We start from the raw sequence: 13,541 nt of genomic DNA on the forward strand, positions 1-13,541 counted from the left end.
TAGCTGCGACATCGCATCCACAACCTTTCACATTCAACATTAGAGAAGTATTACCCCCTAGCCCCTCCCCTAATCCACTAGAACAAGAGGACACGCAGGCTCCCTGTGGAGTCGACATAGTTATATTCCGCCGGTCAGGACAATCAAGAACAATGCGACGATGATGGCGAAGGGAAGGGCAAAAATTACACCCGCCCAGCTGAGAATACGACCCGCTAGGGCAGGTACACCGTGCTGTTTCGCTACTCGCCCCTGCCAAATACCCAGGACGTTCAGCAACGGTGCAACAACAACTATCTGCAGACCACCACTGTCAAAATCGTGGACAAACAACCAGCACCCTAGAAAGAAAAATAGGAGGCCGAGGGCGCCGAAAAGCAGGGATACGTTCGCTGCCTTTTTACCGTCTTGTGCCCTTTGCTCGTCGGAAGGTTGCTTGCTCGCATGTTGCGTCCAATCGTCCGTGTTGTCAGCGTCAGACTGCGGGCTGCCATTTCCCTGGTAGAGCTTGGCATATTCGGGATTGTAATCAAAAACTTCATTATTTTGGGGCATCATAACCTTTCAATACCGGGCGTTATGCCCACCCTAGACTTTCCCCCACCAAGGGAACAAGTATGTCGAGCCGATTTCACCAAACATACGGCATACATACAGAAAAGCCCCGCACCTCAACGTGAGGAACGGGGCTTTTGCGTACCCTCCAATGAGGGTGAAAGTGTTTAGAAAAGTACCAGCATCTGCGCAGTCTCCACGAGCCTAGAATTTGCGGCAGAATCAGAAAGAGCCAGCATAATCGCCAGCAGCATACCGCCACCAAAAAGCACCAGGAACATGCCACCAATGACTACGCTAATCCAGTTCAAGATACGCCCAGCCGAAGCAGCCGCGCCAAAACGTTCTGCCTCGTTCGCCTTGAAAATACCGATAACACCCAGAATCAGGGAAGGCAGACCAAACAGCCACCAGCTGAGAGTCACTATACACGCCAAGCTGATAATACCCAGCACCGTGGAAGTCTGAGCAGCCTTCTCACCGGCAAGCTGCTCGGGGGTCTTCTGAACAATGCCAATAGGAACCATCATGGGCTGACCGTACTGGCCGGGCTGCTGGTACTGCTGACCGTACGGGTCGTACTGATTCTGACCATACGAGTCTTGGCCGTACGAATTCTGACCGTACTGGTCATAAGAATACTGATCGTAGGAGCTCTGCCCGTACTGACCGTATTGGCCATACTGACCGTACTGAGTGTTCTGCCCGTACTGGCCGTTCTGGTTGTACTGCTCGTTCAGACGGTTGTAGTCCGGGTTGTAGTCGTAGGGGTCTGAACCCCGAGGATTCTGAGACATGGCATCTCACTTTCGTACGGCTGGTGTGTGTTAAACAGTATTCACCCTAACCTATCACCGAAACGGGTACAACTACATCTGTCGCACAAACCCGCGCAATACATTTTAAGAGGGCAGTAGAGTGCCAGCTGGTACGCGAAAGCCCCGCTCCTCAATACGAGAAACGGGGCTTTTATGTACCCTCTAGGAGGGCGAGACCTTTTAGAAGAGTGCCAGGGTGCTGACCAGCTCAGTAAAGTGGTTGGAAGAGGAAGAAGCAGCACCTGCCGCGCCGATAAGACCCAGCAGCAGGAAACCACCGATTACAACCAAGAATAGGCCACCAAAAGCTGCGTTAATCCAGCCCATGATGCGACCACCCGAAGCTGCAGTGCCAAAACGCTCAGCCTCATTAGCCTTCATAATGCCGATAACACCCATGATCAGCGAGGGCAGACCGAACAGCCACCAGCTAACAAAGAAGTTGCAGATCAGACCAATAATGCCGAGCACCATGGAGGTCTGACCAGCCTTCTCGCCAGCAAGCTGCTCGGGGGTCTTCTGAACAATGCCGACGGGCACCATCATGGGCTGACCGTACTGACCAGGCTGCTGGTACTGCTGCTGACCGTTCTGAGCGTTCTGCTCGTTCAGGTTGCCGTATTCCGGGTTGTAGTCGTAGGAGTTAGAGTCCTGCGGGTTCTGAGACATGTGGTCCCTCTTTCGTGTGAATGGTGTGTATTGAACCTTACTCACCCTAACCTATCGCTGAGGTGGGCACAAACGGATTCGTCATTCTGGAGCTATCCGCAGCATATATGCACTGACCAGAAAACTGATGAGGCGCACAGAAGCCCGCGAACACACGGGGCGCTCGCGGGCTTCTTCAAATCATGAGGCTACTGCAGGTAGCTTCAATCTTACTGCTTTACAAAAATCTTCAGAGCGACCAGCAAAATAATACTGACGACACCCAGAACAGTACCGGCAATAGCCATACCGCGGTTCTTCAGCTCGGGGTTATTCATAGCCAGGCGGCCGGTCGCAATAGCTACAGCACCAAGGATGAAACCGAGGACAAAGAAGCTCACAATACCGCTCACCAGAGAGACAATCGACAGGGTCTTTGCCTTCTTCGCCTGAGCCTGCTGCTCAGGGGTCTGAACGGGCACACCGTAAGGAACCTGCTGATTGAACTGGGGTGCCTGCTGGCTAAACTGGGGGTCCTGGTTGAACTGGGGCTGGGGGTTGTTGGGGTTTTCAGACATGATTTCTCATTTCGTTGAGTAAATAAGACGACTCTGGCAACGCTGCATGGAAAAATCACACGCCAGAGACGCCCTCTATTTATCGGTTGGACAGTAGCAGTCTATCGAAAATGTATATGAGCCTCAAAGCGCACAATCCATAATCCGCCCTATAAAGCAACACATACTCAGAGATATCTCCAAAGCACGGGCCGAATTGACCAAGCGCAAAACAGCCTATATTCTTATAGGGATGCGCTCACGAGCGCACCGTGGAGACGTGCCAGAGCGGCCGAATGGACTTCACTGCTAATGAAGGGTCGGGGTTAAACTCGACCGGGGGTTCAAATCCCCCCGTCTCCGCCACAAAAAGCCCCGTACCGGCTGGTACGGGGCTTTTGCTTTACCCATTTCTTCCAGGTACAAAGCCTAGAAAATCCTGGTCTAGAAACTCCTGGTCTAGAAGCTCTTGAAGTCCACGAGGCGCGCATCCGCACCATCAAGCAGAGCCCACTCCCCCGGCACCTCAAACACCGCAATAGAAGAGGGCGGGAAACCGTAATACACATCCATGGACGCATTCGGGTCAGAATCAGGGCTCATCAAATGCTGCGCGGCATCCTGCACACCGGGCAGATGCGACACCACCATCAGAGAATGAACATTCTCCGAAACGCTGTTAATGCGCGCAATAATGCGGGACGCAGACACCTCATACAGCCCCTCATCCAGATGAGCAGTAGGCGCCTTCGCCCCCAAACCATCCGAAACCCAAGTCGTCGTCTGACGAGTACGCAAAGCCGATGACGACATAATCTGCTCCGGAATATAACCGCGAGCCGCCAGCCAGGCGCCAGCAGCGGCAGCCTGCTCATGGCCGCGCTTCGTCAGCGGACGATCAAAATCATTCAGACCCCAATCAGCCTCCGCATGGCGCATAATAATCAGACGCTTGACCCCGCTGCGGTGCGAGCCAGATGCAGTGTTGGAAGAATTTTCAGCCATACACCCATTCTATCTAGAGGGCGCCGGATCGTGCCGCACGCCGCCACAGCACGCACACTAACACCCCCAGGCGGGCACAAGTAAACCCCGGCGCACCGGCATGACGCCAGCACACCGGGGTGCACTCTACAGAAGCTAAATTCTGTACACGCTAAATCGAGTATTCCGGAGCAGCCCAGACAACAACCTCGGGGTGCTCAAAGAAGCGGTAACCCTGACCGCGCACCGTACGCACGGTACCCGAGAGGCGGCCCAGCTTCGAACGCAGACGACGAATATGCACGTCAATTGTACGCTCATGCGGATGCTCGTCACCGGAGCTCCACAGCGCCTTCAGCAGCTCCTCACGACCCACGGTGCGGGAAGAGTTCTCCACCAGGTGTGCCAGCAGCTCGAACTCCTTGAAAGTCAGCATGAGCGGCTCACCATCCAGGAACACCTCGCGGCGTGCCAAATCAATCAGCACACCCGAAGAGTGGCTATTCGTGGTCTCTGCTTCGCGGGCGACATTCGCCTCCGGGTGCATGTACATTGCGGTCGGGTCGCCGAGCGCATTACGTACCACCTCAAGGTCGCTACCCTCAGCGTTCACCGGAGCCAACGCCACAGCGGCGTACGACTCCGACTCGGGAGCCAGGTGGTGTGCATAAGTGCGCAGATCTTGAACGATACGCACCAGGGAGGTGCCGTTCGCTGCAGCAAGTTCCTCATTCAAACCCACATAGAGCACAAAGCCGCGTGCCTCATTTTCCTGAGCCTGCTTATGGGCAGAGTCACCGGCTGAGAAAGTCATCGGACGCAACGTTGCGGCCTGCGCAGCGGGACGCTGAGGCTGCACGACCTGGCGCTTAGCGGCGCGGCCGCGCTGGGAGATGTGGACATATCCAGGTACAGCGCCTGACATGGTTCAACCTTCTCTCAAAGTCTGTGTACGGGATCCCTGTCGTACGTAGTGTGGGGTGCGCCGGAAGTGACGCCGAGTCAAACAGTCCCCAATACCTGTTCGAGCTTCAATCCTCTTACTTAATATTTCTCCTATTTGACGGATAAATCAAGCGGATTCAGCATAGTGGATTCATCTTTATGGGCGAGAGGAGTACAATGCCCCCTCTCATGTTTTAGGGTTTCAGGGACTACCTGAAGCTTTCAGTATTTTTTTCCCTTATAAATATTCATAGCTTCTTTTATTTACTGGTTCCACCCTGTATTTTCATGTGAAGCTGTGAATATGCTCAATATATTTTGAACCCTTCAAAACATTATAGTGTTCCTCATCACATACTATTAAGGGTGTTTCATAAACCCACACAAGCGCCCAACAACACCATAAACACCCAAGACAGCAGACCGTTAGACACACATCCCCCAACACCACACCATATAACCTGCGCACAGCCTCCAGCAGATACAACAAAGCGCCCCCGCACATGCTTAAACATATGCAGAGGCGCCCCACTCACATCACGTGAATAACGCTGAAAAACTACTCAGCCAGACCGTACAGGCGGTCACCAGCATCGCCCAGACCCGGAATAATGTACGCCTTCTCGTTCAGACGCTCATCACGAGCAGCCAGGAACAGGTCAACATTCTCCATACCCTCAATACCCTTCTCCAGAGCAGCAATGCCCTCAGGAGCAGCAATCAGGCACACGCAAGTCACAGACTCAGCACCACGCTCACGCAGGAACTTAATGGCCTCAATCAGAGTGCCACCGGTAGCCAGCATCGGATCCAGCAGGTACACCTGACGACCAGTCAGGTCCTCCGGCAGACGCTCAGCATACGTCACAATATCCAGGGTCTCCTCATTACGAGCCATACCCAGGAAGCCCACCTCAGCGGTCGGAACCATACGAGTCATACCTTCCAGCATGCCCAGACCAGCACGCAGAATCGGAACAACCAGCGGCTTAGGATCAGCAATACGAACACCGGTAGTAGTCGCCACCGGAGTCACAACCTCAACCTCTTCCACACGAATCTCGCGAGTCGCCTCATAAGCCAGAAGGGTCACCAGCTCATCAACCAGCTGACGGAAAATCGGGGACGGAGTGCTCTTATCACGCAGAACACTAATCTTGTGAGAGACCAGCGGGTGGTCAAGAATCTTAATACGCATAATACGATTTTACCCACCCCCGAATCAGCAAGCACCGGCAAAGCCCCGGAAGTGGCACACACCCTATAAAACTAGGCGAATACCGCCGCGCAGAACCCACCAGCGCACCCACCAATGCACCCGCCAGCACCACCCCAGAACAATCCGAAACAATCCGGACATGCAAAAACCCGCCGAGACGAATCTCGACGGGTTTTCGTTGGTGCGGTGGTGGAGGGATTTGAACCCCCGTTGGCTTTTACACCAAACATCATTTCGAGTGATGCACCTTCGGCCGCTCGGACACACCACCAACAGTGGAAAACTATAGCACACCCCCAACAGGAGGGCAAGAATGAGCCTACATATCGTGCGCGTACGGCAGCCGGGTGTCGCCCCTTTCACGGCCCCTTTCACCGTGCCCTTTTCGACACCCGACACCGAAGTCCCGGCTACGTCTACAGACCCTAACAGGTCCGCCTAATGACGGATATACCCATCTACAACCAGCATGACAGCACGCGTTGCATCCTCAGCATTGCGCTCCGCCTGATGCACTTCACGATCCATAGCAAACATGTAAATCGCGCCGAACATAGAGATCGCAATCGCACGAGGATTCTGAGCGGTATCAACCGTATAGCGGCGAGCCACAGCCTCCGTCATCTCCTCCAAAAAATCCAGAAGATTCAGACGGTTATCGCTCATCGCCTCAGTCCAACCATCCGCACCCTTCCATGCCTCCGAAAGCCACATCCGAGTAAAACCCGGACGGTCCTCAAGATACTGGAACGCGGCGCGAACAGCACTCCGCAACGCCTCACGCGGATCAGAATGAACCGACGCCGCGCGACGCGCATCGCTCAGCAGCAACTGCGTGCCGTACTGAACCAGCTGATCCACCATGGTCTTCTTAGAACCGAAGTTGTAATACACGGTTCCCTTAGAAACACCCGCCCGGGCAGCCACCTCTTCAACAGTGGCGTACTCAAGCCCCTTTTCGGTCATGATTTCCATAGCAGCGTTGAACAACTTCAACTGAGTTCTACCTGTACGGCCGGGACGACGACTTGAAGCTTCAGCGGCTGGGCGCTGCAACATCAGCAGTCCTCCCTCCCTTTTTGCAGATATATCTCTATTTTATTAGACAGTTTTCCCCCGGTGCGACTAAACAGGGTTTGTTACACCGTAATCTCCGGAGCCAGCTTCTTCAGCGACCACGTACGATCACGACGCGTGCCAATGTAACCCAACATCAGACCAGCCAGACCCCACAGAGTCAAAACCAGCATGATGCCCCACAGGCTCGACTCATTAATGCCATACGCCAAACGACGCGTACCAGCCACCGCATAACCCATCGGGAAGAAATCATGCATCCAACGAATCGACTCAGGCAAAGTCTCATACGGCATCGTGCCGCCCGCAGTAATCAGCTGCAGAATCAGAATGACCAAAGCAACAAGCTTACCCGGCGCACCCAAAATCACCGTCAAACCATGAATGAAACCGGTAAAGACCAGAGCCACATAGCAGAGGAACAGCCACACCAGCCACGGATGAGCCATCTCAAAGCCCAAACCAAACTTAATCGCCGCGAACATCAGAGTCGCCTGAGCAATACCTACCAGTCCGAACGGCATCCAGCTACCGAGCATCACACGAATCGACGGAGCATGCGAAGCCAACGCACGGTTATTCATCACGCGCAGCGTCTGAACCAGCATCAGGCCACCAATCCACAGCGCCAAGCACATGAAGAACGGGCCCATGCCCTCACCATAGTTACGAGCCGACGCCAGCGACTCATGCGACAAAGTCACAGGGTTCGACATCGTATCCGCAACCTTCGCCTGTTCAGTCGGCGCAAGGCTCGGAACCTGCTTAGCGCCAGAAGCCAGACCGCTCTCCAACGACGAAGTGCCATCCTTCAACTCGGAAGCACCATCATTCAGCTGAGTAGAACCATCAGACAGCTTCGCCGTACCGTCAGAAAGCTGCGACGCACCATCCTTCAGCTCATTCGCGCCATCAGCCAGCTTCTGCTGACCCTCAACCGCAGACTGCTCCTTCTCCGCCAAAGTACCGCTACCATCCTTCAGCTCGGCGGTACCGCTCTTCAAAGAACCAGTACCCTCCTTCAGCTCAGAAGCACCACCCGACAGAGTCGCAGAACCACTCGCAAGGCTCGAAGCACCCGAAGCGATCTTGGAATTACCATCAGCCAGGGTCGCCGAACCCGACGCCAACGAGGACGCGCCAGCATCCACACGAGCGGCACCATCAGCCACCGACGAAGCGCCCTTGGCAAGCGAAGACGCACCGGAATCCAGCGAATCCACGCCAGTCACCAAAGTCTGAATCTTCACCGCAGTCGACGACGAACCATCAGAAACACAATGGCTCGACTTCAACGCGCGCAACTTCGACAGAGCATCAGCAGCGGCAGCATCACGAGTAGCCAGATGCGACTGCAGAGCCTTCTGATTCAGCTCAGCAACCTCATTCTTCGTCTCCTCAGAATCAACAGCAGCGACCAGCTGATCAGCCTGCTCCTGAGTCAACGTACCCGCCTCAACCAGCGGAGTCACCCGAGCACGCACCTTCTGCGCACTCGCAGACACCACAGTATTCGACAAGTCACGACCAAAATCGCCGCTACCAGCAGAAGTATCCGTCTCATGCAGGCGCATGCACATCGCGTTCAACTCGGCCGGCAACTCACGAATACCCGCCTGATCCATACCTTCACGCAACTGATGGATACCAGACGCCAAATCATTAGCACCCTTCGCCACCGAAGCCGAACCACTCTTCAAGCTCGCGGTACCCTCAGCCAGAGTCGCCGAACCATCCTTCAGCTTCGACGCACCATCAGAAGCAGACGCCGCAGCCGAAGCCAAAGTCGACGAACCATCCTTCAAACTCGAAGCACCATCGGCAAGCTTCGCGGCACCAGAATCCAGCTTCGCCGCACCAGAATCCAAAGTCGACACACCATCAGCAAGCTTCGCGGCCCCCTCAGCCAACTGCTTCTGACCATCCAACAACTGCGACTGACCATCAGCCAGAGAGGAGGTACCATCCTTCAGCTTCACGGCACCATCATTCACCGTGGCGGTACCGTCCTTCAGCTGAGTGATAGCGTCCGCCAGCTTCACCGTACCGTTATTCACCTTCGACGCACCATCAGCAGCCTCATCCATCTTCGAATGAATCGTCGTGAAGCTAGCCAACAGCGAATTAGCCGTCGAATTACCGACCTTCTCAGCCACCGAATCACGCACCGCAGTGCCCGCCTTCGTGACAATATTCGTCAGCACATAGTTATTCGCGTCATTCGTAATGACCTCGATACCCGCCGAACGCGCATCAATAGGGCCCGTCTTACCGTCAGCATCAGGCTTAAACGAACCGGCACTCTGCAAATTACGCGAGAAATCCTTCGGAATCACCATCGCAAAGTCATAGGTGCCGTTCTCCACACCCTCGACAGCCTCAGTACGAGTCTGCACCTGACGCCAATCAAACGTGCCAGCATCCAGAAGATTCTTCTTCACGTCAGCACCGGTATTCACCTGCTTACCTTCGGAATCCGTCGCGCCCTCATCCTCAACCACGAGAGCACCCACAATGCCATTCACATTGCCGTAAGCATCCCAGTTACCGTACAGGTACAGGGCGCCGTACAGCAGCGGGATGCAAGACATAGCAAGAAGCACCAGAACCGGCAAAACACCGCTGGTCAGGCGCTTAAGCTCAACAAGAGCCACACGCAGAACAGTCATTCTTACTCCTTCTCAGCGGTCTTCTGGGCAACAGTCTTCTGGTTGCCGGTCTTCTGGTTATCAGTCTTATGGTCAGTGGTCTGAGCGGCTCCGGAAGTGCCGGATGCCGCGGGGGTGAGGGAAATCGAAGAGGCCGAGGGGATTTCCTCAACCTCACGCACGTCAATCACAGGCTCGGTCTGGGTTAGTTCCTCTGCCGCAGTCAGCTCTTCCGTCTCAGTCAGCTCTTCTACAGGCTCCTCAGCCGGCTCAAACTCGCCGTCCTGATCCATGTGAACACTACCCACCACAGCACGGGCGCCCTGCCAGGACTCCGAAATATGCGGAACAATCGCCACCACAGTGCGAGGGCGATCCTCGTCAGTGGCAAGCTCCTCCAGGTAAGGAAGCCACATATAGGTGTGGTTCAAATGACGGGAGGGCGTATCAAAAACCAGCAGGTCCGAAGGACTCGCCTGCGCCAAAGCCGCCATCAACTCAATGTTCATCTCACCATCAAGCTCATCCATCCACAGGCCGTCCAGGTCCTCAAGACCGCGTTCCTTCAGCCAGCGGCTCGCACGGGAACGACCAAAAACCGGCAGATTATAGGAGAGCATCTCAGACACGTAATCGTGCACACGCATGTGCTGCTCCGGGGCAGTCACATCGGGAGAATCAACAATGTCACTGATACGACGCAGCTTCTTCATCGAAATCGGCTGCGGCTCCGCATCACCATCGCTCCAAAAAATCTCGCCACCCGACAGAGGCAAACGGCCGGTAAGAGCCAAACCCAGCGAGGTACGTTCCATCTGGCTATCCGCCTGAATAATGATGACCTCGCCCTGATTTACAGAAAAAGAGGTACGACCAAAAAGGGCGTGGTGACGCCCCTTAGCCCAAATATTGTCAACGCGAAGCACGAATAAATCCCCTTTAAATACAGGACGGTTCAGGTGAGTTTTGGGGAGCACTCCGCAGGTTGCGTGGGGTATCTATTTTCAGTCACGGGCAGACGGAGGCTCCAGTGCCTATATATGGTAGACCCGGACATGTGTGATGTAGTGGGCTTTTTGCCTGAAATTGGGTACCAATTTTGAAATTTTTGAAGTATTTTTCAAATAAATGGGGGTTTCGTACAAATAACGCGGAAAGCCACGCGTTCTCACGCAGCTTTCCACGTTATACAAAACAGTTCCTGAAGCGCCACCACGGGTGACGGTTAGGGGCGGCGTTCCTTAAAGAAGTCCACCATCAGCTGCGCGCACTCATCAGCACGCACCCCCGCATACACCTCGGGAGCCGGAGCGACCTTGCCGTCACGCAGCACATCGTAACGGCTACCAGCAGCCCCCGTCTTCTCCTCCCAGGCACCAAAAACCACCGTCGAAACGCGCGACGCCAAAATCGTGCCGGCACACATCAGGCACGGCTCCACGGTCACGACCAGGGTGCAACCGTCCAGGCGCCACTGCCCACGATGCGCCGCCGCCTGACGAATCGCATTCACCTCCGCATGGGCGCTGGGGTCATGCTCCTGCTCGCGGGTATTGCCCGCTGAACCAATAATGATGCCCTGCTCATCCACCACCACGGCGCCGATAGGAATCTCGCCACGCTCACCAGCGGCGGCACCCTCAACGAGGGCGTGCGCCATCCACTCACTGTGTTCAGAGCGAGAGGGAATATCGCTGAGCACAGCGGAGGAACCATCAGTGACCGTTAATTTTGAATATTCCGAATATGACATAAATCCTCGTCAGGGGAATAAATGAAGCATTATCGAGCGCGACTAGTGAGTAGCAGCCAAAGAGAAAGGATACACCGCAGAAGCGCCCGCCAACCTCAGCTCGCGAGCCACCGCAGTAAACGCCCACCGCGAATCCACCACATCAGAAACCAGTAGAACCGGGCACTGATGCTCACGCACATAGTCCAGAACCTCTGCAGGTACCCGGTACGAGCGCAGTACATCCGCACAGCGGAACGCGCTATTACCGCCAAAGAAACGAGGCTCCCCCACCAGATACACCTGACCCAAATCCACCAGACGACCCACCGACGCAAGCCCCCTACCCAGAGACTGAGCCAAACGAGGACGCACCGGCGAAGGCAGAGTCAACACCGCCACCGGACGACCCGCCTCAGACCACTCCCAAGCGGCAAGCACCTTCACGCAAGCGCGACCCAGCTCGGCAGGGACCTCAGAATCAACCGGCTCACCCAGTTCATTCGTCGCCAGAAGCTCACGCAGACGAGTACCGTACCCCATGTCGCTCAGACGCGCCAAAGCGTAACCGGATTCAGCCTGCTCGTCCTTAGACAAACGACCGCGCGGCGCATCCGCACCCATCAGCTGGTCCAGCCCGCTCGGCCACATGCGGCGCGGTTGCAGGGGCACGCCCACCGTATTGAAGCTGCTCTGTGCCGCCTGCTGCGCCTCAGCGGGAACTTCAACCGGGTACCAGGGGCCCGCGCACACATCGCAACGACCGCACGCAACAGCGGAAGCATCATCAAGCTGCTGAGCCAGGAAAAGCATGCGGCACTGACTAGTACATTCATACTCGAGCATGGCGTTCTGCTCCAGCACACGTGCCTGCGCCACCGCCGCATAGCGAGCGTTATCGTACCGCCACGGCGAAGAGGTTCGACGCCAATAGTTGCCTTCCTTCACGACGGCGCCCTCAACATCCAGCACCTTCAGCAGAAGCTCCAGGGTTGAGCGGCGCAGTTGAACGCGCGCCTCCAAAGCGGTAATGCTCAACCCCTCCGGGGCCTGAGCCAGCGCATCAAGAACAGCCAGCGCCTGCTCCTCGTTAGGCATGGAGGCGGTCGCAAAATACTCCCAAATGGCGCGGTCTTCACGACCGGGCAGGAGCAAAACATCAGCGTTGACGGCACCTCGACCGGCACGACCAATCTGCTGGTAGTAGCTCACCGCAGACGACGGCGCGCCCAGGTGCACCACAAAACCCAAATCAGGCTTATCAAAACCCATACCGAGGGCACTCGTCGCCACAAGAGCCTTGACACGGTTTTCCTTGAGCGCCTGCTCCGCAACCAGGCGCTCATCGGGGTCGGTTTTACCCGTGTAGGCGAGAACCTCGTAGCCGCTGGCACGCAGAGCGTTTGCGGTATCTTCTGCAGCAGAGACAGTCAGCGTGTAGATAATGCCGGATCCGGGCAGGTCGTTCAGGTGCGTGAGTAGCCAGCCGATACGTTGCGCCTCATCAGGCAGGGTAAGCACACCCAGGCGCAGGGACTCGCGGGATAGCGGGCCGCGGATTACGTGCACAGGGGCGGTGTCAGTGCTGAGCTGTTCAGCGATATCGCGGCTAACGCGGTCATTAGCGGTCGCGGTTGTCGCCAGCACCGGCACACCCACCGGCAGAGACTTAATGAGCGAACCAATACGGCGGTAATCGGGGCGGAAATCATGGCCCCAGTCAGAAATACAGTGCGCCTCATCAATAACAAGCAGGCCCAGGCGCGGCAGCAGGTACGGCAGCCACTGCTCGCGGAACGCCGGGTTATTGAGGCGTTCGGGGCCCACCAGCAGCACATCGAGCTCATCAGTTTCGAGGCGGGTGCGGATCTCATCCCATTCGGTCACGTTCGCGGAGTTCACCATTGCGGCGCGCACCCCCGCGCGGGATGCTGCCTCAACCTGATCACGCATCAGGGAGAGCAGTGGGGAGACAATAAGCGCCGGGCCCATACCGCGGGCACGCAACAGCAGGGAGGAGATGAAGTAGACGGCGGACTTACCCCAGCCGGTACGCTGCACCACCACAGTGCGGGCTCGGTCGGCGACGAGGGCGCGAATCGCCTCGTACTGGCCATCGTGGAACTCAGCATCAGCGACATCGGTGAGGCGGCGCAACACTTCGCGGGCTTCAGCGTGCAGAGGGTCAGCCTGCAGGGAATCGGTGCGCAGGGAGTCCGCGGGGCTGGACGCTGGCTGTTCGGGGTTCATGGTTCTCTCCAACGGTGGGTGGTTGGGGCAATCGCTACGCCGCGACGCGCCGTGCTCTCTTTCCATCATGTCACACCCGGTATCGCCCGGCTCTGCGGATGGTCATTT

The 13,541-nt window shown here is 56.1% G+C and carries 12 protein-coding genes and 2 tRNA genes; 1 reads left to right on the plus strand and 13 read right to left on the minus strand.

Features of this window, described 5'->3' with window-relative positions; all coding sequences use genetic code 11:
* Nucleotides 1–120: 120 nt before the first annotated feature.
* The 4 genes from HMPREF2971_RS03170 to HMPREF2971_RS03185 all read right to left on the minus strand — a co-directional run bounded on the left by HMPREF2971_RS03170 (nt 121) and on the right by HMPREF2971_RS03185 (nt 2,599).
* A complete protein-coding gene (locus tag HMPREF2971_RS03170) occupies nt 121–558 on the minus strand; it encodes a hypothetical protein (RefSeq protein ID WP_049346177.1) in 438 nt (145 codons plus the stop codon).
* A gap of 164 nt (nt 559–722) precedes the next feature.
* Nucleotides 723–1,352, minus strand: coding sequence for a polyprenyltransferase (locus tag HMPREF2971_RS03175; protein ID WP_049346007.1), 630 nt, complete (start codon nt 1,350–1,352; stop codon nt 723–725).
* Nucleotides 1,353–1,553: 201 nt separating this feature from the next.
* On the minus strand, nt 1,554–2,042 hold the full coding sequence (locus tag HMPREF2971_RS03180) for a hypothetical protein (protein ID WP_005504421.1): 489 nt from the start codon (nt 2,040–2,042) through the stop codon (nt 1,554–1,556).
* 209 nt (nt 2,043–2,251) lie between these two features.
* On the minus strand, nt 2,252–2,599 hold the full coding sequence (locus tag HMPREF2971_RS03185; protein WP_049346009.1) for a DUF4190 domain-containing protein: 348 nt from the start codon (nt 2,597–2,599) through the stop codon (nt 2,252–2,254).
* 253 nt (nt 2,600–2,852) lie between these two features.
* On the opposite strand from HMPREF2971_RS03185, the gene HMPREF2971_RS03190 reads away from it, so the two are divergent.
* A tRNA-Ser gene (locus tag HMPREF2971_RS03190) sits at nt 2,853–2,944 on the plus strand.
* Nucleotides 2,945–3,037: 93 nt separating this feature from the next.
* On the opposite strand, the gene HMPREF2971_RS03195 is transcribed toward HMPREF2971_RS03190, so the two are convergent.
* From HMPREF2971_RS03195 to HMPREF2971_RS03235, 9 genes are all read right to left on the minus strand, one after another.
* On the minus strand, nt 3,038–3,583 hold the full coding sequence (locus HMPREF2971_RS03195) for a SixA phosphatase family protein (RefSeq protein ID WP_049349918.1): 546 nt from the start codon (nt 3,581–3,583) through the stop codon (nt 3,038–3,040).
* 151 nt (nt 3,584–3,734) lie between these two features.
* The gene (locus HMPREF2971_RS03200) at nt 3,735–4,487 is read right to left on the minus strand and encodes a winged helix-turn-helix domain-containing protein (RefSeq protein ID WP_070599639.1); all 753 of its coding nucleotides are present in this window, start codon (nt 4,485–4,487) and stop codon (nt 3,735–3,737) included.
* A 579-nt stretch (nt 4,488–5,066) separates the two neighbouring features.
* Nucleotides 5,067–5,705 (minus strand): uracil phosphoribosyltransferase, encoded by a 639-nt coding sequence (upp, locus tag HMPREF2971_RS03205; protein WP_049340400.1) that lies wholly within the window; start codon nt 5,703–5,705, stop codon nt 5,067–5,069.
* A 205-nt stretch (nt 5,706–5,910) separates the two neighbouring features.
* Nucleotides 5,911–5,997, minus strand: a tRNA-Ser gene (locus tag HMPREF2971_RS03210).
* Between the two features lie 167 nt (nt 5,998–6,164).
* Nucleotides 6,165–6,785 carry a TetR/AcrR family transcriptional regulator gene (locus HMPREF2971_RS03215; protein ID WP_049340402.1) on the minus strand — a complete coding sequence of 207 codons (621 nt, stop codon included), beginning with the start codon at nt 6,783–6,785 and terminating at the stop codon, nt 6,165–6,167.
* Between the two features lie 80 nt (nt 6,786–6,865).
* Complete coding sequence (locus HMPREF2971_RS03220; RefSeq protein WP_049349917.1) at nt 6,866–9,472, minus strand: YhgE/Pip domain-containing protein; 2,607 nt, start codon at nt 9,470–9,472, stop codon at nt 6,866–6,868.
* 2 nt (nt 9,473–9,474) lie between these two features.
* Nucleotides 9,475–10,377, minus strand: coding sequence for a P-loop NTPase family protein (locus HMPREF2971_RS03225; RefSeq protein ID WP_239668368.1), 903 nt, complete (start codon nt 10,375–10,377; stop codon nt 9,475–9,477).
* A gap of 299 nt (nt 10,378–10,676) precedes the next feature.
* Entirely contained in the window at nt 10,677–11,204 is a 528-nt protein-coding gene (locus tag HMPREF2971_RS03230) for a nucleoside deaminase (RefSeq protein ID WP_049340406.1), read from the minus strand.
* 42 nt (nt 11,205–11,246) lie between these two features.
* The gene (locus tag HMPREF2971_RS03235) at nt 11,247–13,433 is read right to left on the minus strand and encodes a RecQ family ATP-dependent DNA helicase (protein ID WP_070691267.1); all 2,187 of its coding nucleotides are present in this window, start codon (nt 13,431–13,433) and stop codon (nt 11,247–11,249) included.
* Nucleotides 13,434–13,541: the final 108 nt, after the last annotated feature.

Source organism: Rothia sp. HMSC066G07 (assembly GCF_001814485.1).
Classification (GTDB): domain Bacteria; phylum Actinomycetota; class Actinomycetes; order Actinomycetales; family Micrococcaceae; genus Rothia.